14 protein-coding genes, 2 tRNA genes and 3 pseudogenes are annotated in these 23,780 nt (G+C 35.0%); 8 read left to right on the forward strand and 11 right to left on the reverse strand.

The annotated features are described in order from the left end of the window. Positions 1 to 27: 27 nt before the first annotated feature. Positions 28 to 306: a co-chaperone GroES gene (locus ACRRVD_RS01035; RefSeq protein ID WP_432461331.1), complete on the reverse strand. Its 279-nt coding sequence runs from the start codon at positions 304 to 306 to the stop codon at positions 28 to 30. Positions 307 to 663: 357 nt separating this feature from the next. Here ACRRVD_RS01035 and ACRRVD_RS01040 point away from each other — a divergent pair, with 357 nt between their 5' ends. Then, the gene (locus ACRRVD_RS01040) at positions 664 to 3,057 is read left to right on the forward strand and encodes an alpha-ketoacid dehydrogenase subunit alpha/beta (RefSeq protein WP_432461332.1); all 2,394 of its coding nucleotides are present in this window, start codon (positions 664 to 666) and stop codon (positions 3,055 to 3,057) included. 62 nt (positions 3,058 to 3,119) lie between these two features. On the opposite strand, the gene ACRRVD_RS01045 is transcribed toward ACRRVD_RS01040, so the two are convergent. The 3 genes from ACRRVD_RS01045 to ACRRVD_RS01055 all read right to left on the reverse strand — a co-directional run bounded on the left by ACRRVD_RS01045 (position 3,120) and on the right by ACRRVD_RS01055 (position 8,172). Next, on the reverse strand, positions 3,120 to 6,152 hold the full coding sequence (locus tag ACRRVD_RS01045; RefSeq protein ID WP_432461333.1) for a tetratricopeptide repeat protein: 3,033 nt from the start codon (positions 6,150 to 6,152) through the stop codon (positions 3,120 to 3,122). A gap of 249 nt (positions 6,153 to 6,401) precedes the next feature. Beyond that, a complete protein-coding gene (holA, locus tag ACRRVD_RS01050; RefSeq protein WP_432461334.1) occupies positions 6,402 to 7,421 on the reverse strand; it encodes a DNA polymerase III subunit delta in 1,020 nt (339 codons plus the stop codon). 94 nt (positions 7,422 to 7,515) lie between these two features. Further along, positions 7,516 to 8,172, reverse strand: a complete 657-nt coding sequence (locus ACRRVD_RS01055; RefSeq protein WP_432461335.1) for an ABC transporter ATP-binding protein — start codon at positions 8,170 to 8,172, stop codon at positions 7,516 to 7,518. A gap of 84 nt (positions 8,173 to 8,256) precedes the next feature. Between ACRRVD_RS01055 and ACRRVD_RS01060 the strand changes: the two genes are divergently transcribed. Then, a tRNA-Arg gene (locus tag ACRRVD_RS01060) sits at positions 8,257 to 8,330 on the forward strand. A gap of 91 nt (positions 8,331 to 8,421) precedes the next feature. Here ACRRVD_RS01060 and ACRRVD_RS01065 read toward each other — a convergent pair. Together ACRRVD_RS01065 and ACRRVD_RS01070 are read right to left on the reverse strand one after the other, a co-directional pair. Then, entirely contained in the window at positions 8,422 to 8,880 is a 459-nt protein-coding gene (locus ACRRVD_RS01065) for a DUF4293 family protein (RefSeq protein ID WP_432461336.1), read from the reverse strand. Between the two features lie 233 nt (positions 8,881 to 9,113). Continuing rightward, positions 9,114 to 9,187: transfer RNA gene (locus tag ACRRVD_RS01070), tRNA-Asp, on the reverse strand. A 227-nt stretch (positions 9,188 to 9,414) separates the two neighbouring features. Here ACRRVD_RS01070 and ACRRVD_RS01075 point away from each other — a divergent pair. Then, positions 9,415 to 9,705 carry an HU family DNA-binding protein gene (locus tag ACRRVD_RS01075; RefSeq protein ID WP_432461337.1) on the forward strand — a complete coding sequence of 97 codons (291 nt, stop codon included), beginning with the start codon at positions 9,415 to 9,417 and terminating at the stop codon, positions 9,703 to 9,705. Positions 9,706 to 10,126: 421 nt separating this feature from the next. Here ACRRVD_RS01075 and pth read toward each other — a convergent pair whose 3' ends face one another. Both pth and ACRRVD_RS01085 read right to left on the reverse strand, forming a co-directional pair. Next, on the reverse strand, positions 10,127 to 10,684 hold the full coding sequence (gene pth, locus ACRRVD_RS01080; protein ID WP_432461338.1) for an aminoacyl-tRNA hydrolase: 558 nt from the start codon (positions 10,682 to 10,684) through the stop codon (positions 10,127 to 10,129). A gap of 67 nt (positions 10,685 to 10,751) precedes the next feature. Then, positions 10,752 to 11,336: a 50S ribosomal protein L25/general stress protein Ctc gene (locus ACRRVD_RS01085; protein WP_432461339.1), complete on the reverse strand. Its 585-nt coding sequence runs from the start codon at positions 11,334 to 11,336 to the stop codon at positions 10,752 to 10,754. Positions 11,337 to 12,164: 828 nt separating this feature from the next. On the opposite strand from ACRRVD_RS01085, the gene ACRRVD_RS01090 reads away from it, so the two are divergent. Next, positions 12,165 to 13,664, forward strand: coding sequence for an OstA-like protein (locus tag ACRRVD_RS01090; RefSeq protein WP_432461340.1), 1,500 nt, complete (start codon positions 12,165 to 12,167; stop codon positions 13,662 to 13,664). Between the two features lie 263 nt (positions 13,665 to 13,927). Here ACRRVD_RS01090 and ACRRVD_RS01095 read toward each other — a convergent pair. Together ACRRVD_RS01095 and ACRRVD_RS01100 are read right to left on the reverse strand one after the other, a co-directional pair. After that, positions 13,928 to 15,035, reverse strand: a pseudogene (locus tag ACRRVD_RS01095) (IS481 family transposase). Between the two features lie 67 nt (positions 15,036 to 15,102). Next, positions 15,103 to 15,808, reverse strand: a pseudogene (locus tag ACRRVD_RS01100) (IS6 family transposase). 100 nt (positions 15,809 to 15,908) lie between these two features. Between ACRRVD_RS01100 and ACRRVD_RS01105 the strand changes: the two are divergent. The 4 genes and pseudogenes from ACRRVD_RS01105 (at position 15,909) to ACRRVD_RS01115 (ending at position 21,512) form a co-directional block, all read left to right on the forward strand. Continuing rightward, positions 15,909 to 18,974 (forward strand): hypothetical protein, encoded by a 3,066-nt coding sequence (locus tag ACRRVD_RS01105; RefSeq protein WP_432461341.1) that lies wholly within the window; start codon positions 15,909 to 15,911, stop codon positions 18,972 to 18,974. 747 nt (positions 18,975 to 19,721) lie between these two features. Beyond that, positions 19,722 to 19,832 carry a hypothetical protein gene (locus tag ACRRVD_RS01110; RefSeq protein ID WP_432461359.1) on the forward strand — a complete coding sequence of 37 codons (111 nt, stop codon included), beginning with the start codon at positions 19,722 to 19,724 and terminating at the stop codon, positions 19,830 to 19,832. A gap of 603 nt (positions 19,833 to 20,435) precedes the next feature. After that, positions 20,436 to 20,552, forward strand: a complete 117-nt coding sequence (locus ACRRVD_RS04295) for an Rpn/YhgA-type helix-turn-helix domain-containing protein (protein WP_490036321.1) — start codon at positions 20,436 to 20,438, stop codon at positions 20,550 to 20,552. Between the two features lie 276 nt (positions 20,553 to 20,828). After that, positions 20,829 to 21,512, forward strand: a pseudogene (locus tag ACRRVD_RS01115) (IS6 family transposase). Between the two features lie 65 nt (positions 21,513 to 21,577). Here the strand turns inward: ACRRVD_RS01115 and ACRRVD_RS01120 are convergent. Further along, entirely contained in the window at positions 21,578 to 23,776 is a 2,199-nt protein-coding gene (locus ACRRVD_RS01120; RefSeq protein WP_432461342.1) for an ankyrin repeat domain-containing protein, read from the reverse strand. Between the last annotated feature and the right edge of the window lie 4 nt (positions 23,777 to 23,780).

Genomic DNA, 23,780 nt, shown 5'->3' on the forward strand with positions numbered 1-23,780 from the left:
AATTTAATTGATTATGTATACTATGAATTAGGTAATAGCATAAATATCTGATTCTTTCATAATGAGATAGGATATACCATCTATATCTAACTCTGTACCACTATATTTTCCATAAAGCACCTGATCCCCCACTTTAACCGTGATAGGCTCATCTTTCTTTCCTGGACCTACTGCAACCACTTTTCCTTTTTGAGGTTTTTCTTTAGCACTATCAGGAATAATAATTCCGCCAACTGTTTTTTCTTCAGCTGCTGCAGGTTCTACTAGAACTCTATCAGCCAATGGTTTTATATGAACTTTGCTCATAACTTATATATTATAATAATAGTTGATCGTATACATCTACATTAAGATATGTGTACAACAGACGAACTTGCTTCCACACATTTTAATCTGACCTGTACTAAAGCAGATTTCATGCCAAACCCTTTAAACGGATAAAATTATAAAGTATAGATGAAGAGGTGCTGACAATTAGTCAGTGTTTAGCCATCATGCAATTGTGTCGACATCCATTCAACGATGTTATAAAGGCGTTTCAGGCTATGCAGTGACCATATAATTCATAGCGATAAGTAATGATTTTGGATAAAAAGCATCTAAATTTAGAGTCGTATATTTTTAATTTAAAATCTAGTAAGCAGTTTGCACTACAAGAAGCATATGTTAAACGCCTTATCCATTACGCCTACTGAAATACTGAATGACTATCGAATAGCTTGTGAGAGCAGAGCAGCAAGTGTCTTGGCACGCAAAGAAGTCTTTGCAGGAAAGGCCAAATTTGGCATTTTTGGAGATGGTAAAGAAGTGGCTCAACTAGCTATGGCTAAATATTTTCAAGCTGGAGATTGGCGTTCCGGCTACTATAGAGACCAAACTTTTATGTTTGCCATTGGTGCCCTGAGTTTGCAGCAATATTTTGCGCAATTATACGCACATGTTTCTATAGAGGCTGATCCGGCTTCTGGGGGAAGAATGATGAATAGCCATTTTGCAACAAGATTTATAGATGGAGCAGGCAATTGGTTGAATCAACTCACCCGTAAAAACGTTTCCGCTGATCTATCCTGTACGGCCTCACAAATGCCCAGATTATTGGGCCTAGCCTATGCTTCTAAATTATACCGCGCTACTGCGTTTCAGAATATACAAAAAAATTTCTCTCATAAAGGGAATGAAGTGGCTTTTGGCACCATTGGTGATGCAAGTACTTCAGAGGGTATGTTTTTTGAAACCATTAATGCAGGGGGGGTTTTACAAGTACCTATGTGTATTTCTATTTGGGATGATGGATATGGTATCTCTGTTCCCCAACCCTATCATACTACTAAGGGAGACATTTCTGCCGTTTTAGCAGGCTTTAAACGGACGAAGGAAAAAGCTGGCTATGAAATATTTGTTGCGAAGGGGTGGGACTATCTAGCTTTATGTCACACCTATCATCAGGCGGTAACCATCTGTAGAACGGAACATGTTCCTGTATTGATTCACGTTAAAGAACTTACCCAACCACAAGGCCATTCTACATCTGGCTCTCATGAACGATATAAGTCGGCAAAACGATTAAGATGGGAAAAGGCATATGACTGCCTACCAAAGATGGCAGCATGGATGATAGAAAGTGGCATAGCCAATGAGGAGACAGTTCAAAAAATTGCTTTAGAAGCATATAAAAAAGTAAAAGTAGCACAACAAGCTGCATGGAATAGTTGTATCCATGACCGCAACCAAGCAAAAAATGAGCTACTTGCCTTGTTAAACGATATCGTATTACCCCAAGAGATAGCAGACGCCAACGAGTGGCCTAGTATTAGGCATACCCTTGCACAACCACATCTCCGTCACTTAGATATCAGCCAAGCAGTAGATAAAGCTCTCTATGCATTACGGGAGATACCTTATATCCATAAAAAGGGTCTACTGGCTTGGTGGCACAAAAATATAAGAAACAACACAAACAGATTTAGTAGCCATCTTTATAGCCACTCTAGAAGTGCTGCTTTATATGTAAAAGGAATACCTCCTATTTATACAGAAAATCCTCCACAGGTAGATGGTAGAGAAATATTATGCAGTTGTTTTAAATCGTTATTAGCGCGTGATGGTCGTGTTTTTGCGATTGGACAAGATTTAGGCAAAATAGGTGATGTAAACCAGGGTTTTGCAGGTCTACAGGCGTTATATGGTCCACTACGCGTAACCGATACCAGCATTCGAGAATGTACTATGATCGGCCAAGGCATTGGTGCAGCGATGCGTGGGCTAAGACCAATCGTTGAAATACAATATTTAGACTATCTTCCTTATGCTCTACAGATTATACAAGATGACTTAGCTACGCTACTATATAGAACGAAAGGAGGACAAAAAGCACCTATGATTATTCGGACAAGAGGCCATCGACTAGAGGGTATTTGGCATGCTGGTTCTTATATATCAAGCATTATGCATGCCATAAGGGGAATCTACCTACTAGTGCCCCGTAATATGACCCAAGCAGCTGGTTTTTACAATACTATGATGCGTTCAGATGACATTGCTTTAATCATTGAGTGTTTGAACGGTTACCGCTTAAAGGAGCCTATGCCTAACAATGTAGCAACCATGGCCATACCAATAGGTGTACCAGAACTACTTCGTGTAGGCAAAGATGTGACGATTGTGACCTATGGTGCGATGTGTCGAATTGTTTGTGCCGCAGCGGATAGACTCTCAAATTTAGCCATTGAATGTGAAGTCATTGATGTACAGACCTTATTACCCTTTGATATACATCATAGCATTGTACAATCATTGGCAAAAACCAATCGTATTGTTTTTGCCGATGAAGATGTACCAGGCGGTACAACTGCCTATATGATGCAACAAGTATTGGAAGAACAGAACGGTTATGCTATGTTGGACGAAGCACCGGTAACAATTAGCAGCAAACCACATCGCCCAGCCTATGGAGACGATGGAAACTATTTTTCTAAACCTAACGTAGAAGAAGTAGTCGGTAAAATATATAGAATGATGCATGAAGTGGATCCCTTGCGCTATCCAGCTATTTTATAGGTGAGACAGAGGCTACGCAAGGCGCATAAAAATTTTTAGATCTATGAAAATTTCTTAAAAATCTATGGCACGCTTTTGGGGTGTGATGCCGCTTGCTTAGTACCCATATCTACTGCTTTGAGTTGAGCGATCACCTTGGACTTTTTTTGCTTCGCAACTGCAATATTCTTTTTATTTTTCGATTGCTGAATCACAGAGTCCAAAGTAGCTTTAGCTTGTATAAGATTTCCTAACATTATGTAATTGTCTGCCATTAGCAAAAAAGCTCCATCTATATAATGTATATTGTGCGGATATTTTTCCACTAGATCAAATAAAATATCTAAAGAAGTGGTATAAGCTTTTTCTTTAAATGCTGTATGGGCCAATAGATATTGTGCCTCTGATGCGGTAACGGTATGCAATGGCTTACTAGCTTTTAAAAAATGGCTTGCAGCACGTTTATATTCTGATCGTTGCATCGCTATTTTGCCTAGATAAAGCGAAGCCTGTTGCATGATTTCAACTGGTGCATCCTTAGGACTATTCAACAATTGTAAACAAGCTGGTGTGGTAATTTGATATTTTTTTAGGACAAAACTAGCTTTTATAAGCCGCATTAAGGTATGATGATATTCTTTGTTTGTCAGTTCCATCTTCTGTAATTTTTGGTAATGGGTAATGGCTTCTTGAAAATGCTTGCCTTGATAAGCTAGATCAGCCATTCTTAACCATGCTTTTTTATGGAAAGTAGTTTGAGGGTCAGCTATTATCTTTTTATAATAACGTATAGCTGGACCCTGCTTTTGCAGCCTATAATAGCTTTCTGCTATTAAAAAATAGGCTTCTGGAAGCCAGTGACTAGAGGGATAGTGCTTATCAAAAGCAGCCAGTTTTTGCAACACTTTATGATAAGCCTGATTATAAAAGAGCTGTTTGGCCACACCAATGGTCTGCTCATCGGAATGGCTAGCCAGTTTTTGCGTTACATGGGCATACTTTTTTAAATATACATCTGATTTTTCAGGGATTCCTTGCGCAGCAAATAGGTTGCATAACGCCATTAAAGCACTTTCTGCATGGAAGTGAGTAGGATATTCGTCTAAAATCGCCTGATAGTCTGCAGCAGCGGATTCATATCTTTGAAGATTTTCATAAGCAAGTCCTCGTTTGATTAATAACTCTGGTTGTAAATCACTGGTTGGCTGCCGTTGAATAAGATGGCTAAATGATTGAATGGCTGCTTCATAGTGGCCTGCGTTGAATATAGTACAAGCTTTATGATAACATGCTTTTTCATAATACTTGGTCTCTGTATGATGGATGAATATTTCTTGTAGGCAACGCTCTGCCTGCAGTTTGTCTCCTAATATCTGGTAAATCAGAGCTTCTTGGTAGCGAACATGAGCAGGATGATAGGTATACACAGGTGCATACAGCCTAAGCGCTTCCTTGTAATCTTTCTTTACATAATAACAATCAGCCAACCGAAGCATGGCATCATAGTGGGTAGCAGCAGGCTGTTTTTGGGTAATCGTTATATAGGCTTCAAAGGTTTGGGCTGCAGTGGTATAATGGCCTGTTTTAAAGTAACTATAGGCTAATCCATATAGGTTTTTTGCATAATAAAGTGTATTCACATCATCTTGTTGCCGATATTTTTTATAAAAGCTTAAAGCTTTTTCATATGCGCCAACGGCAGAAAATGCTTCTCCTAACCAAAACTGGGCTTGTAATACCAAAGCAGGTTTAAAAGGAAAAAGTAGCGATTGATTTAAGTATTGTATAGCAGCATCGAATTTATCTGCATTGTATGCTGCTAATCCTTCATAAAAGAGTACTTTTTGGTATAATCTTAAGAGTGGTTCTGTTTTATAGGATAGTGCCGCCATATAATCTATGGCCCTTTGATACGCCCTTATTTTATAGTAACAGGTTACCAGTAAGGTTTGTGCAGCGGAAAGATTTTTACTGTCTGGTCGGGCTTGAATAAAAGCCGTCATTGTTTCTATAACCTCTGCAATGGCGCCCTGTTGGTAACGTAAGCCTGCAGCTTTGATAGCTGCTAAATCGCTTATAGCCGGATCAAATTTTAGCCGTGCAGCTTGGAAAAAAGCAGCTATTGTGGCTGGAAGGTTACCTTCTTTTTCATAGATTAGGCCACTATAGTAGGCAGCAATTTGACCGGCATGATCCTCCTTTTCTAACAATTGCTGAAAACAAGTTTTTGCTTGAGGGTATTGTCCCGTTTTATATAACGCATGGCCCAGCTTAGCCCATGTCATACGGGCGGTATCTTTATCTAAGGCTGCCTGATAGTGGACAACAGCTGCTTGATATTGCTTGAGGAAAAAATAGGCATCCGCAATAAGAAGTTGATCTTGTTTGCCAAAAGATGAGCCCGGACAACTTTGTACATAGGCTAATAATGATGAAAAGTTGCCTGCTTTATGGTATACCTTTAAGGTCAAACTTTGGGTTTCCTGTCTATATTTTTTCTTGGCTGCTTGTAGTGCAACCAACGCACCATCATAATCTCCTTGCTCAAAAGCTATATAAGCCATCTGTAATTGTGCAGGGTAATAGTAAGGATGGGTTTTGTGGTTAATAGCTAAAAAGCTTTTTTTTGCATTTCCCCAATCTTTTAATTGCAAATAGGTATGTCCTATCGCATATTGAAAAGCTGCGCCTGCTTTAGGTGTTAAGCGATCTAGATTAATATTTTGATATAGGACAAGGCTTTTATCCCACAAGCCTGCTTGAGCAAAACAATGGGCCAAATGATAACGCACAGTTTCTAGATGTGGACTGGTAGGATGCTTTACTATAAAATATTGTAATAGCATAACTATATTTGGATCTTTGTTTTCTAAAGCAGATAAGACTAAATAATAAGAAGCTTCTTCTTGCTTATATTTTTTGGACTGCTGGTTTGCATAGCTTTCAAAGTACTTTTGAGCCGCTTCATATTGCTGTTCGTCAAACTGCACCAGCCCTTCATGAAAGATAGCCTCTGGAAATGCAACAGAGGAATGATTGGTTAAAGCAGATCCTTTATAAGGGATACTCATTAAGAAAATGGCCATTGCCATAACCACATATATTGGTTGTATCATAAGTATATTAGCTTCAAAGTAAACCACGATAACAGTTTTGGTGCTATAGCAAGCTGGTCAATGTGCGTATACCACTAAACAGCATAGAAAGCGCCCACAATGTACTACTTTTATAAAAATGGTTCGTACATGCTATAGCTCCAAAATAGGAATTTCTATTTTATCTAGCTACGCTAGCATAGCTATTTTACATTTTGTATGCAAAATAGCAGTTACTGAATAGAACTTCTTGGCTTTTTACAAGTCAATTTAAGGGTGCATTAATTTAAAAATTAATTCTTTCATAATTTGGTAATCATCTATATTGGAATCAATGCCTTTTAATTGTAGATCCGCTTGATGGAGATAGGTTATGTTATGCATGGTTTGGTGCAACGTATACTTTTGAACTGCATCAAGATACCCTTTTATAAAATAAGGATGTATATCAACTTGTTGGGCAATCTTAGTAGGAACAGTTTCTTTGGTTTGGTGCAGTACCAGTAGCTTAGCAAAAAGATTGTATAAAATGGTTAGAATAGGCAACGCAGCATGTTCTTTGCCACTAGATGCACAAATACCAATCATTTGGTAACTTTTGGGATAATCTTTCTGCATAATCGCTTTTTGTAGTTCAAACATATTAAAAGGCTTGTGCAGCCCTATATAAGCTTCTACGGTATCATCGGTAATTGTACTGTTTGGGATGAGGTTAATACGTAACTTATGGAGTTCACTAGCTATTCTTGTTAAATCATTACCTATATAGGCCTCTACTAAGCAAACCGCTTGTTCTGTGATAGATAGCTGAAGGTTTTGTACAAAGGACTTGATAAAAGAAGGCAATTGTGCATCATATAGTTTTTTAGAAGTAATCAACATATTGTGTTTGTTTAACGCTTTTCCAAAAGTACTCCTTCCATCTATTGTTTTGTATTTGTGTGCAAAAACCAATAGCGTAGTAGGTTGTGGATGCTGCACATAATGTAATAACAGCTGTTGCCCCATAGCGTTTTTTAAGTCTGCCATCTCTTGTGCTTCTTTGACGATAACCACTTGTAGCCTAGCGGCCATTGGAAAACGGCGTGCTTGGGTAAGCAGTGTAGCCATGCTGCATTCTTTCCCATAGAAAATGGTTAGATTAAAATTTTGTTCAGCTGGCGTCAGTAGTTTTTCTTCGAGATATTGCGTAATCGCATCGATATAATATACTTCTTCTCCTTGCAAAAAATAAATAGGGGCATAGCTATTTTTTTGCAAATCGTCTAGAATCATTTGTGGAGATTGCATGATAGGGTTGGTTTTTTATACTTAAAAACGAACTATTTTTTTACGCTTTAAGCGATCCTAATCGCTTTATGCTTTAGGATTTCCCGCTAGAGCTTTAAGTGGGCTGCAATATACCATCTTCTAATAATAAAATTTTATCTGTAATAGTTGCCAACGATTGGTTATGGGTTACCAAAACGAAAGTTTGCTTTAGCCGCTTAGAAAGATCTAAGAAAAGCGCATGTAGCATTTCTGCATTTTTCGAATCAAGATTACCACTGGGTTCATCAGCAAAAACAATAGATGGGTGATTGATCAATGCCCTAGCCATAGCGGCACGCTGTCGCTCTCCTCCAGAAACAGCCTCTGGTAAGTGATTTTTTCGATGGCTAATACCGAGTAAATCTAAAAGTTGACTGGCTTTTTGTACCACCTCTTTTTTAGAAAAAGCGCCAATATAACCCGGCATACAAATGTTTTCAAAAAGTGTAAATTCGGGTAAAAGGTTATGAAACTGAAAAACAAATCCTATTTTTTTATTTCTAAATGTCGCCAATGAATGGCCCTTCAGTGCTATAAGATCTATGCCATCTAGCGTTAAAAGGCCACTATCTGGTTTGTCTAATGTAGATAAAAGATGTAATAAGGTAGTTTTTCCAGCTCCAGAGGGGCCCATAATGGCCACCATTTCCCCAGTATGAATGGATAGATCGATCTGTTTCAGGATTTTATATCCATGATAAGATTTACAGACTTGTTTGGCTACAAGCATATATATGCATAAAATTTTGTATTTTTAGCTGAGCTTTAAGACTCTGCTGTAAAAATAGACTGTAAATATATAAATTTTGGTCACGCGCTCGTAGTTCAACTGGATAGAACGTCGGATTTCGGCTCCGAAGGTTGAGGGTTCGAGTCCTTCCGAGCGCACAATCTGAATTATAAGGAATCCACACGACTAGTCTAAGCAAATAAGGTGTAAAAATAGACCCAATCTCCCTCAATGGGTAATATTGTCCTCCTAGCGGAAGGAATCCTCATCAACCAATTGGATATCTTTTTGAATGTGATGTCGTGCCAATAGATTGGCTACCAAAGCGATAAATGGAAAAAAGATGCCTATTTTATAGCTGCTATATCCATCTGGCAAATAGGCAGCATTAGCCTTGTTAACCAACATCCAAATACCCACCCCTAGTATAATTAATAGCAAGCTGATATGGGTAGTTAAATGGAGTTGTAATTTTCTATGGTTATGCCGCATGATGGCATACACTGCTGTTCCCATAAGGTAACAGCAGTATAAAGCGCAACAGCCATAGGGGAATATAATACATTGATCTGTAGAAAGAATAAGCGCATAGGGCTTCATGGTACAAATACCGTCTAAGCTTACCTTTACCCAAACTGAAACGTTCAAAAAAGCAGCCATAGCCATACAAACTATACCTAAATATAGCGATTGAATTCTTTGAATCATGTGCAATGGTATAAAAAAATAGAAAAAGCCAGGGAAGTAGCAGGTTAAATAGCGATGTGAATAGGCCATACATCCAAATATTTAGCTATGATTTATAGAACTAACTACTACCTTATTCATCGATTAGGCTATTAATGTATAGCTTATACTACATCTACATATAACTTTATCTATATAGGAAACTTTTATATGTATTAGCAGAACGGTTTTTCTATCCTAATCTCGGATAAAAGCGGTCTGGACGGGACTCGAACCCGCGACCTCCTACGTGACAGGCAGGCATTCTAACCAACTGAACTACCAGACCGTAAAATTTCTACGAACTGCTACGGTGAAGTACAAATTTAATGTATAAATTATTATTTATCAAAAATAATAATCGTTTTATATAGGAAAATAATTGCAAGTTCAAACTGTCTCATGTAAATTCACAGCATAATAATGAACTTGTTATCATAGCATAGTGTGAATGGGTTTAACACTAACCCACCCATCTACATAAATGGCTATATAATTTTTAAATCTGTATATACCATGACCAAATCAGAAGTAATTTTAGCAATCGCTCGGAAAACAGGAATTGATAAAGAAGATGTTAAAAATACGATCGATGAATTATTTCGTGTTATTCAAGATGCTGTAATAGATGATCATCGCGTACATTTTAGTGGTTTTGGTAGTTTTTCTAAAAAGAAACGTGCTAAAAAAATTGGGCGTAACATTAGTACGAATACAGCTATTGTTGTAGAGGAACACTATATTCCATTTTTTAAGCATTCTAAGTTTTTTGCAGCAAAAATTAAAGCGGCTGGTGCTACATGTTAAATAAGAAAATAGTATCTTCTTTTGCGATGGCGCTCTGAAAATAGCGCCATCACAAAAGAAGATTAAGTGTTACTTTTTGATTGCTTAGTGGCCTTGATGAAGTAAAAGGTGGTGTGAACATAGCGGGGCTGTTAGGTGCTAGGAAGCGGCAAGTAAAGTTGATGACTTTAGTAGCCCTTATGGTATATCTGTTCAGTCAGCTGTAAACATTAGTTTTTTAAGAAGTACAAAAGTGGCGCTGTATAAAAAGTTTTTAAAGCGCTGCTTATAGCTGGAAAACAAAAGCCACTCCTTAGATTCCGTACTAAACGGGTTGGCGGGCTATCTACAAGCACTGGCTGCAAATTTTTTTAACAAAACTTGACTTATATTTTATTTTTTGATCCACCGAATTGATCTAAATAGATACGCTATATTTTGTTTAATTAAACAAGTTCATAGCATCTACAATGCCTTTATTACACCAAGTCATTAATATTTCACAAGCTTTATCCAAGTGGTCATCTATTGTTTGTAATTCTTTTTCATTAAAGTTATTTAAAACAAAATTCGAAAGTTTCCCTTTGGGAAAATCATTCCCAATACCTATTCGAAGACGTGGGTAGTGGTTTGAAGCTAAAGCATGGGAAATGCTTTTTAAGCCATTGTGGCCTGCATCAGCGCCTTTCCTCCGCAAACGCATTGTACCGAAAGGGAGGGTGATGTCATCTACAATCGTCAAACTTTGTTCAACCGGTATTTTTAAGTAGTCCAACCAATAACGAACCGATTTACCACTATTATTCATATAAGTGGTAGGTTTAATCATATATACTTGATATGGATAGTGGGCAAAAGAAGAGATAGTAGCCAACCGACTTACTTGAAAAGCAACTTTTTTTTGAACTGCTAGATGGTCCACCACTAAAAATCCCATATTATGCCTAGTATGAACATATTCTAGACCAATGTTTCCCAATCCAACTAGTAGTAATTTCATAGGTTATTTTAGACGCTATGACTATTGATGGTACTTCTTCAAAACCATCCCAAAAGGCAATTTATGATTACTTCCCTTTTTTCTCCTCTTTACTAGCTGCACTACGCAATGCCCTTGGAATCTCAATAGAGGCTACTGGTGTATTAGGCAAGGCTAAAATAGTATAATTTGCCATTGGAATTTGATGCACCCGTACAATTTGCCCCAAATCAAGATGCGAAACATCGATATCCACCATCGATGGCATATTCTTTGGATAAGCTGAAATAGACAGTTTTCTTTGCTTTTTAGAAAGCACGCCTCCTTTGGCTACACCAATTGCTTTGCCAACAAATGCGGTTGGGATATCCATTTTAATTTTTTTACTATCAAAAATTTGCAAAAAATCCACATGCAACATCATTTCACTTACTGGATGGAATTGCATTTCTTGTAAAATACATCTGTAGATAGAGCCTTCAATATTGAGGTCTACAAAATGGGCATGAGGCGTATAAATCAAATCACGTAAAAGCACCATAGGTACATGGAAATGTACTTGCTCGGTACCACCATATAATACCCCTGGGACTTGTGCCACTGCTCTTAGTTTTTTAGATTCAGCCTTACCGAGATTTGCTCTTTTATACCCTAAAATCTCTATTACTTTCATATTTGTGCCTTGTGATCAATTAAAAAGTTAACCCACCCTCTATTGCAAATACAGGGCTTAAAATTACGCGATGAATGGCTTGGCTACAGCTGGTTTTCAACTTGAAAGTATCCAATTTTCTTTTCTCTTGATTTATATATATCAATATAATTCTTGATCATTTCATACTGCACCTATACATTCTATATATTGAAACGACGCACTGCAAGTGCGGGGTTTTTCTCCCAAAGTCGGACAATAAAATCTTCCTGATGGGTATATATCTAGAATGTAATGCATGACTAGTAGGTACCATCATGTAGCCATTACACTGAAGAACCAAATTTAATAAAAAAAGCGTGCAGATAAAAAGTATAGTGGAATGAAAAAATAGTAACCCGAAAAATTCGGCTAAACTTTTATAAATTTTGTTTACTTCTTTTTCCTATTTCTTAGCCATATAAATTGGTAATTTACTAATCTGATTTACAATAAATTAGTATTACTTACTTAGTATTTACACTTATTTAATAAGTATTTTTTCTGCCTTTATTAGGGTATTATATATTAATACCAAAGCCGTTGCAATAGAAAATTAAATTTTATAAAAAATATTCATTTAAAAGTTTCTTATATGTATTTAACAGGAGCTCAAAATATTTTTTAGTCCTAAAGGTTTACAAAAATGTCGGTAAAAAGGCTAATTTTTTATGATAAATCTGTTAAGGTTATATCATTAGCAAAAAAACAGATCTAATATAACGTTACCTGAAAGCACTTAACAAACACTTAGGTCATTATCTTGCTTTTTATTAAGTTTGGATGATTTATTTTTGAAAAGATAGAAAAGTGTGTAAACGAATTATTTATTTTGTGGCATATCTACTTACTTTGCCCCTTTCTATTTGGGCTGAAGTGCTGACCTACAAAGCGGATCGGTTAAAAAGCGACGTGATAGATAATAAGCCTTGTAAGAAACTAGAAGGGAATGTGGTCTTTACTTTCCATACGAGTGGTATGGTATTGACTGCAGATAAGGCCTATCAATATGATGATCAAGAGCTTATAAAAGCGCAGGGCAATGTCAAAATTATGGATCAAGAAGGTGGCATTGTAGAAAGTGTTTTCTTAACCTATTACTTACTACAAAAGCGAGCTATTTTCGAAAAAAATGTACGCTGTTCATCTAAAAAATCTACATTTTATACTCCTAAATTAATCTACGATGTGGAAAAAAAACAAGGTAAGTTTTTGCAAGGGGGAAAGTTGGTACAAGATCAAATGGTTTTAACCAGTAGTATAGGCCTATATGATGCTGCCCATCATCAAGTTACCTTTTCCGATAAGGTGGTCTTAGTAGACCCTAGTTATACCTTCCATTCTGATCAGCTGGACTACGAAACTGAATCAGAGGTCGCTCACTTTCGAGGCGCTACCAAAATTATTTATCGTGATGGGATACTTACGACCCCTAAGGGGGGGTATTATTCATTACCTAAAAAACAACTTGCTTTTGAACAAGGAGCACTTACTACAGAAAATATAAGGCTTGCTGCAGACCACTTAGAGATTGTTAATGGAGAAGATTGCGCAGCTACTGGCCATGTCTCACTTCGTTCGCAAAAGCATGATGCATTAATAACCGGTGCTAAGGCTAGTTATAGTAGAAAAGGGAAAAAAGGGGTAATAACAGGTAGCCCATTATTAACGAAAGTAGTAAATAATGAAACGATCTATTTGCGTGCAGATACTTTTGTTTTTTTGGAAAAAAATGAGCCACCCGAGCAAGAAATTCATGCTTTAAACCATGTTAGGCTCTACCAAGAAGTTTTACAGGCTGTTGCAGATGGCGCTGTTTACAATACCAGTAAAAACACAATTTATTTACATAATAAGCCGGTTATTTGGTGCGGTCAATACCAAATTACAGGAGAAGCAGTACACTTGGCTATAGAGGAAGGAGAACATGTACGTATGTTTGTAGATAAAAATCTATTTATGGCCTCAGAAAGTTTAGTTGGTCACTACAATCAAGTAAAGGGGAATAAACTAGTTGGAATTTTTAAAGAAGGTGTAATTGAGAAAATGTCGATAAGTGGTAATAGTGAGAGTATATATTTTGCGCTCGGGGATAACAATGAGTTGGTAGGTATGAACCATATCAAGTGTAATAGTATGGAAATGACTATGGTTGATAATACATTGGCGCAAATGACTTGCCAGCCTAAACCAATAGGGGTCTTTTATCCAGCAGAAAGTTTAAAAGAAGCGCAAATGAAATTACCTGGTTTTATTTGGTTTGGTAAAAAATGGCCTACGAAAGCAAATATCTTAGAAGGACCTGCTTAAAGATGTAACGGATCAAAATCCCTAGTTTTAATTTGTAAATAAGATTGTGTAAATGCTTATTAAGGTCAGTTTTGGATTAGATATTAAAAAAAGAGAGTAAAAATCGGCTCTGTCGCATCTGTATTTAATTTTGTATAGTTCTCTCCCTTGTCTTCAAATTTGGATATTATGGGGTCATTAGTTGTATCTATATATTTTACTTAATATTATGAATATCAGAAGGGTATAAACCAGTAAGGAGCGTAATGTGTAGTAGTCAGGATTTAATCTGACAGGCAATAAAAAATTATTAGTTTATAGTTGTCAGTTAAGTCTAGGTTGTCAGCCATGTTTTTAATATAGGCGATTTGATTATTTTTTCAAGTACTAATTTTTACTATCCTCCCAAGTTTGCATCGGAGTTTTTCCGTAACAATATTTTCCAGAGTGAGGTCGCTCATAATTGTAGTAATACAACCAGTAATCTAAATCTTCTTGTAAATCATCTAGATTGCTATAGATTTTTTTACGCATGGCTGTATCAAAAAAATTCCTGTTTCATAGTTTTATTAAAACGCTCACAAAATCCATTGGTTTGCGGTGAATAGGATTTAGTAACCGTATGCTCTATACCTTCAATACTTAAAAATAACTCAAAAGCATGATGTTCTATTTTTCCTTTATACTCCGTACCTCTATCTGTTAGAATACGTAAGATTGGTATGCTTTGCTCTTGGTACCAAGGTAATACTCTGTCATTAAGAGAATCAGATGCTGTTAAAGCTGTCTTATCAGTATATAGTTTTGCATTAGATACTCTAGAATAGCTATCTTAAATACTTGCGTATATACTTACCTATACCTTTATAGGTACCCACATAATAAGTGTCTTGATAACCTAAATAAACAGATGTGCCGTATCTATTTCTCCACATGATTCTTGTTTATTTTTACGTCTTTCTAAGGCTGATAACTGGGATTCAGTCAAAACAATACCATCTTGAGTCATCTTGGCTTCCATAGCCTTAAGACGTTTCTTTATATTATTTAAGTCATTGCGTAACCAGATAGATCTTACTCCTCCAGGAGAAACAAGTATACCTTGCTGCTTTAACTCGTTTGATACCCTAAGTTGACCATATGCCGGATAATCTATGGCCATATCAATTACTGATTGTTCTATCTTAGAATCTACTCTATTAGCTAATATAGGTTTCTTGCGACTTATCTCATGTAGGCATCCTGACCACCTAGTTCATACAAGGACTTAAAACGGTAATAGCTATCTCTGCTATAACCCATGCTTTTACACGCTGATGAGATGTTACCCAACGTTTTGGCTAACTCTAATAAACCTAGTTTCGGTTTAATTATTTTTTGATCTAAGTTCATAATAATTAGTCCGTATTTATATCAACACAATTTAACAATTGTTAGATTAAATCCTAACTACTACATATTATGCGGCCATAAGTTTAGAAAAATTCTCAAAAGTAGATACCTGTTTTTTAGCTCCGAATTAGTTGTCCTTTTTGAAATGATTCTAATATTTTCTATTCCTTAATGCTAATGTTAGCCGAATGGAAACTTTTAAACCCTAGAATGGGTTTTATCCATTTTAATGAATCTATGATCTTGTTCAACTCTATTGTTCAAGTATTTGTTTTGAAATATTTGAATCTTGTGACCTTTATTCCAATTCTATATTTAAAGCATCAAGAGCAGCCTTATTACTACCGCTTTTGTCAACTACCACTTTGGATGGAGTGTTATTATCTTTGATAGCCTTACGAAAAAAAGAAAGAGCTGCAGAATTGTCTCTACGTGCACTTAGAAAAAAATCAACTGTATCTCCTAACGATCTACTGCTCTATATAAATAAATCCACTTACCATTTAGTTTTACGTAAGTTTCATCCATTCTCCAGCTACTACCAACTGGGCGTTTTCTTTTTCTTACTTCTTGATCTATAAGGGGAATGAACTTAATGACCCACCTTTGTAAAGTAGAATGATCAATATTTGCGCCTCTCATATGCATCATCTCTTCCAAGTCTCTATAGCTTAAAGAAAAACGACATTTCATATACACAATAGAAGGATTAACTCGGGTGATGAACAAAATCCTTTAAAATAGCGCAATAATCTACGGGTAATAGTAAACATTTTAGTCAATTTTTAACTAAAATTACTAAAATAAGAGATCCCTTGAAACAAACGCGACAGAATCATACAAACGTACGACTCACGTTAAAATACTACTACCATGTTCAATATAGATCAAAATCGCTTAACTAGTTGGTGGAATAGCAAACTATTAAAATTGAATCAACCATATCCTAGTAACGAAGGATACGATACTACTTCTAAAGACGAAGATGATTTGATAGTGGTTTTATATGGAGGTCATTATAATAATCAAAATAATAGTACTGTCAAGTTAAAATCTATTTTTCCTGCACTGATCATAGATCCTAATGCAAAGATAATACTTCATTATTGTGACCTATTAGATAATGATGAAAAGACTAATAAATATTTTGAGTGTGCTATATATATAAATGAAATTGCAAAAAACCATGATAATGTACAATTAGTTCTTGCTATCAGTTGTAATAATTTAGAAAAAGGATATGTGTATAATGTACCTTCTTGGTTAAGTTTTTCCCATTTTAGGGTTGATCCATCACGTATAAACTATTTTTCTATTGGAGTTATAACATTTGATATTCAGAATGTAAAAAATAATACCAATTGCATAAACCTATCCTCTACAGGTATTTCCACTGCAAATATACAATCAACTATTGTTGGTTTACTTAAAGGATGGAAACCTATTTCTAACGGAACACACGTACTAGAACCTAATTACAACACGACAAAAATAATTATTGAAGATTTATTGCGAAGATATAGTGGAGATAAAGAATATCCATTTGTCTTAAACCTACGTAATACTCCTATAGTTTCAGATGATAGAATTATAGTTCAGAATGACACAGATCTATGCAGTGCACTAGTAAAAATAAATCAAAATTTAGTAGATTTTTTTGTAATGAAAATTCACAATCATGTTATTGCTATAGAAAATAGTTCAAATGATTACCAATATATACATAGTGAACTCCAATTAGTAAAATCTAATCTTGAAAATATTATTATTAAAATAACTAATCATTCTCTTATTACTATACCTTTGGTGGAATCAGTTATTAAAAATTTAAACTTGACTATTTCGGAAAAAGATGTACAATACATTAGAAATAGTAATCAAGTTATAAACTTTGTACTTGACATAAAGAAACGTTCTGATGAAGAATATAGGGGAAATATATCTAGTTGTAATTCACTACAACCATACGAAATAAAAGAATTATTTAATAATAGAGAAATTGTTCATGCAGTAACGTATTATAATTTTTTAAATGAACTATATACTTGGTTATCAGAATATTATGTACAGAAAAATACTAATCAATATAATGAAGGATTAAATCATGTTCAGGATGAAATTAAAAGATCTCTTAACCCTAGTGAAACAGTAGACATCAATAATGTTATACATCAATTTACCACTAAATTCGCTTCCAATTCTGATAGGTTGCAAATAACTGATAGTATTAAAGATGTTACGTTAAGCCCAAAAAGAGTTGCTTTTTTAAACAAAATATTAGACTGGACATTAAAAGATGAAACTAAGTTATTTTGTAATGATAAAGAATTAGTTATAAAAGGAAAATATATTATACTAAGTAATTTTACCAACCATTACTGTATTGAAGAAAAGGAAAATATAAAAATATATGCATTAAATACGATATTTGTTGATGCTGACCTTAATTTAACTCAAATAAGTTTTGATGACCTATATGTTTATATGATAGCACCCAAATGGGAGGTTGTAGGTAATCATACAATAACATTAGATGGTAGTGATAATAATTATTATCAACATAAAAAACCAGTTAGGCCCACTACTTCAGGCTCTAGTGGAAAATATGGTGATCCAGGATTACCTGGTTATTCTGGTGGATATTTTTTAGGTATAGGGAAAACTTTTATTAATTCTGAAAATCTAGTTATTAGTTCTAATGGTGGTCAAGGTCAACGGGGACAAGATGGCGGGGATGGTAGTGATGGTATTGATGGTAAGGATTTTATATCAGATGATACAGTAGAATTCGAATATGTTAAGTTATCACGTAAAAACTGCCAACGTTATGGAATAACATTTACTCTAAAAAATAAAAATGATCCTGATGCTAATGAACCATTATTTAGCAAAAGAAATGCCTTGGTATCAAACTATTTTTTGTACTATACTAATCGTAATTGCTATTCCCAATGTTATATTGAACCTAAAAATGCATTATCATATACTAACTATACAAATAAATTACTAAGAGAATATTTAGGAGAAAGAGATCTAGACATACATATAAGTACAAATAGAAAATTAGAATATAAGAATGTAAGAATTTATAAGTATTGTATTTATGGTACACAAGGTACAAGAGGTGGAGATGGAGGAAATGGTGGATCTGGTGGAATAGGAGGTAAGCCAGGGATAATTAATATAATTGGATTAGATAGTAATAATATCCCGAAAATTTCAGTTAATAATTTTTCAGGGTTAAAAGGAAAAGATGGTCTTGCAGGTAAGGGGGGTAAGGGAGGTAAATATGGTGATGATATTATAGCATATTACATAAATTTCTATCCATATGAAGATGGTTATCAAGGTTTTTGTTATTCAAGATGGTTTGACGAGAAAGAAGTAATTTCTTCAAATACTTATGCTTTACCAGGTACTCCTGGTATTTATGGTAATAATACTAAAGGTATTATAGAACCTAAAGAAGTAGTTTCGTATGATCGTAACGTAACAAATGAATATACAAGTTATGTAGTAGAAAACTTAAATGGATTAGATTTTGAACCAAAATTAACAGATTTTTTTAATGATTTAAAAAATAATAAGGATATAATATTTACTACAAAATATAATAAAAGAAAACGTCGTAGTGTAGATTCATATCAAAGTATTGAAAATATAAGACCTATAAGTAGTGGATCTAGTAGTAATATGCATTCTTCACTGATAAAAAGTATATCTGATTTATTCCATAAGAGTTTTCTGAGATTAAACCCAATAAGTCGAATATCCAATTGGTTTAGTAAGGATAGAAATAATGTTTATCAAGAAATCCTAAATATGTTAGATAACAATCTACTTTATGGAAAAATGATAAATATTGAATATTCTTCTATAGAATTACCACCATCGTTACCAAGAATTTCAGATAATAAATCATCTACTAATGTAAAATAGCATAGACAATAATTTAGTAAGCAATAGCACTCTATTATTAAGTGACTTCTTTATTCGCTTGAAAACAGGTGTTAAATACAGAAATCGTTACTATTTCAGAAAAAAATAATAGGCATACTGCGTATGCTCAAACATTAGCCTATAGAGGATATCTACCAAAAGACCTAAAAGAATCTACTCATGGATCCTAATTACCAAGAACAAGCATTAACATAAATCTGATGGTCAAGAATGTAGTGCAACGCTTCAGTTTATCAGAATCTGGTCCATTCTATGTCATCTTTACCTATAAATAATAATATAGGATATGGGTCAGACAACAGGTTTACATTATGGAATCGAACTCCTTTAATAAATAACATAAGTGATGGATCTGAGGAATCCTTTAACGCATCTTGCGAACAATTTAAGTATAAGGTAGCATAAGTGGTTCTGTCGCGTTTATTTTATAAATAATAGGTTATCTATTGAAGCCCCTACATTTTGTAGTGGTTTTATAAGGTATATAATATACCCAAAATGTTTAATCATTTAAGGTCCGTTTAACTTATACAAAGTATGGCCGAAATAGCGATATTAGATTCTTTTTTAGAAGTATAGACCTACTATAAGCCTAAAAGTTATTATATTGAGCGTTTGTGATTGATATCTCTTTTCTATCCCTATTGGTAACTTCAAGTTTTTAAGTCCAAGAACGACGTAGCCTTTCGTAAGATATTTGGTAGCGAAAAACATAAAGATATTCTTATCCACTTTATCAATGATGTGCTCAATTTAAAGGCTCAGATAAGGTTGAAAAAGTTAACATTCTTATCCACGATTCAGGATCCAGATATTGCCTATAGAAAGAAAGTGTAGTAGATGTCTATGCACAGACCAGTATGGGAAGCAAATAATTGTAGAGATGCAGGTTTCCCCCCAACAAGGTTTTGAAAAAGAGCGCAGTATTATGCCTCTAAGGCCTATTTCGAGGCAACTCAACTCAGGACAAGAATATAGGAGGTAGATACCAAGATCTTAAAGCAGTGATCTTTATAGCTATTACGGATTATGTTATATTTCCTGATAAAAAGATTACTTATCTAATCATGTTATTCTAGACGCAAAAACGTATGAAAGAGATTTAAAAGACTTTTCATTCACTTTTATAGAGTTACCCAAATATTAATATCAAGTTGTATAGAAAGAACTCTCTACTATTATAGAAAAGTGGTGGTTACTTTTTTAAGTATGCTCCTTCTACTAGAGGAGAAGACCTAAAAAAACTAATAGGCTCTGATTAGTTATCCAACGCGCCTATGAAGCGTTAAAATAGATTCAACTGGTCAGAAAAAGAATTGTTTACCTATGAACAAGAGATCAAGCGCCCATCATGGATAATCAAGCGGTAGAAGATTATATGAAACAAAAAGCTAGACAAGAGGGTAGAGAAGAGGGTAATCCGAATAGGGGAAGAAAAGGGTGAAAAAAAGAAAATCTCTTTCTATAGCTAAGGCTATGCTTAAAGATGGCTTCCAATTAGATAAAGTAATTTTATTTACTGGACTATCTAAGTATGATATTCAGTCTATTATGTAGATTTTTGTTCTGTCTCATCAAACAATCGTTTTTTAATTACTTCATAAATTCGCGTTCCATTTAATATCACGAACTATCAAAAATGAGTCTAAAATCGAATGATCTTTTATAACTCATTATCTATTGTATTGTTAATCCATACAAATTAATTACTGATTTCATAAATAACGAATTAAATTCGTAAATTTCAAATTTTTACGAACTTAAACGAAATGGTTCTGTCGCATCTGTTTTAAGGGGTCGGTTATTTTAGTAATTTTAGTCAAAATTTACTAAATGTTTACTATTACCCATAGATTATTGCCCTATTTTAAAGGATTTTGTTCTTCACCGGAGTTAATCTTGTTATTCTGTCTACATGAAATGTCGTTTTTCTTTAAGCTATAGAGATATAGAAGAAATGATGCATATAAGAGGCGCAATATTGATCATTCTACTTTACAAAGGTGGGTGAATTAAGTTCATTCCCTCATAGATCAAGAAGTAAGAAAAAGAAAACTCCCAGTTGGTGGTAGCTGGAGAATGGATGAAACTTACGTAAAACTAAATGGTAAGTGATTTATTTATATAGAGCAGTAGATCGTTAGTGAACCGTAGAGACAAGTCTGCAGCTCTTTCTTTTTTTCGTAAGGCTATCAAAGATAATAACACTCCATCCAAAGTGGTAGTTGACAAAAGCGATAGTAATAAGGCTGCTTTTGATACGTTAAATACAGAACTAGATCAAGATCTACAAGATTCAAAATATTTCAAAACAAATACTTAAATAATAGAGTCGAACAAGATCATAGATTCATTAAAAAACGGATAAAACCTATGTTAGGATTTAAGAGTTTCCATTCGGCTAACATTAACATTACAGGAATAGAAAATATTAGAATCATTCAAAAAGGACAACTAATCGGAGCTAAAAAACAGGTATCTACTTTTGAGAACTTTTCTAAACTTATAGCCGCATAATATCCAAAATTCAAGACAAGGGAGAGAACCATACAAAACTAAATACAGATGCGACAGAACCATTTTTATTGATGGTTAAAGTAAGATTTCAATAATTCATAGCATTTTATATGTCCATTCTGTAATGCCAAATAAGCAGGTGTGCGATTAAATTTATTTTTCTTTGATAAAGCCGCTGCACTTATTAGTTCTTGCACTACTTTAGTATGACCATTTTGAGCAGCAAGGTGTAATGGTGTATTTTTATAGCGATCCAATGCATTAATGTCTGCATTTGCTGCTATGATAGCCCTTGCGGAAACTGCACAGCCATTTTGAGCAGCAATATGTAAAAGCGTTTTCCCCCCTTTTACTTTAATATTTACCTTTGCACCATGACGTATAAGCAATAAGACACAATCTATATGTTCATTTTTAACTGCAGCATACAAAGGGGTTTCATTAAACTGATTCGCTACATCTAGTTTAGCCTTGTTTTTGATAACTTTATTCAGAAGTGGTTGATCCTGGAATTTTTTTTTGATCTTTTTAGTAATAGCGTCCTGACCCTGATCGGCTTCAATCAATGCCTCTAGACAATCCAAATGACCATTAGCAGCTGCTAAATATAATGGACTTTCCTTAGCCTGATTGTAGACCCGAACCTTTCCATTTGCTTGTAGCAATTCTTTCAAACAAGCCAGATGCCCTCTTTTTGCAACTACATGCATAGCAGTGGCGCCTGATTTTTTTGCAGTATTTACTTTAGATTTTGCTTTGATAAGTGCTTGTAAAGTAATCAAGTCTCCTTCCCTAGCAGCAATATGTAGCGGTATGATTCCCCATTCATTGGGGATATTTACTGGTGCACCTGCTTTTATAAGTTCTAAACTAGCATCTATATTTTGAAATGCCACAGATACATGCAAGGGTGTATTTTTAAATCTATCGACAGCAGAGCGCTTAGCACCCGCTTCTAAGAGTATTTTTAAACATTTTATATTGCTACTTTTAGTGGCCATATGTAATGGTGTAAATCCTATATGAGTAGTAGCATGGAGATTTGCACCAGCTTTTAAGAGGGTAATCAGACATGTATCATGTCCATAGAAAGCACTTAGGTGTAGAGGAGTTTTATTGTGAAAATCTCCTACATTTATAGCTGCCCCTGCTTCGATAAGCTGCTGAACACAAGTAACATGACCCAATCGGGCCGCCCAGTGTAAAGGCGTTCGCTGCTTTTCACCTGTTAATTGTACATATGTTTCATTAATGGCTATCAATGCTTGTAAACAATCACTTTTACCATAATAAGCTGCCAAATGTAAAGGAGTATTGCGTTCTTTATTGCGAACAGATGAATTGCCCCCTTCCTTTAATAATAGATTCAAACAATCTAAATGACCATTTAAAGCGGCAGCATGTAAGGGTGTATTGAGACCTTCTACTGCTTGGATATCTGCTTTATAATGTAATAGTTCTTTTAATACGGCAAGGTTACCATGTTGCGCCGCGCAATAAAGGGGGGTAAGGCCATCTTGGCTAATAGCATTTACGTTCGCATGATGATGGACCAATAACCGAATCGCTTCTACACTACCACCTTGTGCGGCAGCATGTAAAGGGGTAAATTTATCTTGCTTAGTAAATACTTCCACCTTTGCACCTGCACGTATTAGGGCTTCAATAGATAAAGATGAACCTGATAAAGCAGCACAATGTAAAGGTGTAAGCTGTTCTTTATCAAATCCATTTACATATGCGCCTTTTTGAATTAAGTAGTGTATACATTGGGCTTTCCCCCCTTCTGCAGCAAGATGAAGTGGGGTTCTACCTCGGTAATCGGCAGACCGAATAGTGGCACCAACTGCAACCAACTCACGAATAATGGCCAAATGACCATTCTGAGCAGCAAAATAAAGTGGTGTCCTTCCTAGAGAATCTACTACATTGATTTTAGCACCGACATTAATAAGCTCTTGTACACAAAGCAAATGACCTTTGGCTGCAGCAATATGCAATGGAGTAATTTTATTTTTGTCCAACACTTGTATATTCTTACCATCAGCAATTAAAGAACGAAGATGGACTACATCTCCTTTAGCAGCTGCTAGATGCACTGGTATAGGCGCAACATGGCTTTGTATAGGTGGTGATTTACCAATACTTATTGTCTGATCAAGTGGTGGTACAACCACTTGCTGGTTGTGGGCATAAATGGGATATATGGAGTGAATATATAACCCAATAGAAATTAGCAATAGGAAGACTTTTCTATGAACCATATGA

Source organism: Candidatus Cardinium hertigii (genome assembly GCF_050864915.1).
Classification (GTDB): Bacteria; Bacteroidota; Bacteroidia; order Cytophagales; family Amoebophilaceae; genus Cardinium; species Cardinium hertigii_D.

Bases quoted from the DNA above. Each gene is read 5' to 3' on its own strand.
- ACRRVD_RS01035 (WP_432461331.1), bottom strand. From the start codon at position 306: ATGAGCAAAGTTCATATAAAACCATTGGCTGATAGAGTTCTAGTAGAA.
- ACRRVD_RS01040 (WP_432461332.1), top strand. From the start codon at position 664: ATGTTAAACGCCTTATCCATTACGCCTACTGAAATACTGAATGACTAT.
- ACRRVD_RS01045 (WP_432461333.1), bottom strand. From the start codon at position 6,152: ATGATACAACCAATATATGTGGTTATGGCAATGGCCATTTTCTTAATG.
- holA (WP_432461334.1), bottom strand. From the start codon at position 7,421: ATGCAATCTCCACAAATGATTCTAGACGATTTGCAAAAAAATAGCTAT.
- ACRRVD_RS01055 (WP_432461335.1), bottom strand. From the start codon at position 8,172: ATGCTTGTAGCCAAACAAGTCTGTAAATCTTATCATGGATATAAAATC.
- ACRRVD_RS01065 (WP_432461336.1), bottom strand. From the start codon at position 8,880: ATGATTCAAAGAATTCAATCGCTATATTTAGGTATAGTTTGTATGGCT.
- ACRRVD_RS01075 (WP_432461337.1), top strand. From the start codon at position 9,415: ATGACCAAATCAGAAGTAATTTTAGCAATCGCTCGGAAAACAGGAATT.
- pth (WP_432461338.1), bottom strand. From the start codon at position 10,684: ATGAAATTACTACTAGTTGGATTGGGAAACATTGGTCTAGAATATGTT.
- ACRRVD_RS01085 (WP_432461339.1), bottom strand. From the start codon at position 11,336: ATGAAAGTAATAGAGATTTTAGGGTATAAAAGAGCAAATCTCGGTAAG.
- ACRRVD_RS01105 (WP_432461341.1), top strand. From the start codon at position 15,909: ATGTTCAATATAGATCAAAATCGCTTAACTAGTTGGTGGAATAGCAAA.
- ACRRVD_RS01120 (WP_432461342.1), bottom strand. From the start codon at position 23,776: ATGGTTCATAGAAAAGTCTTCCTATTGCTAATTTCTATTGGGTTATAT.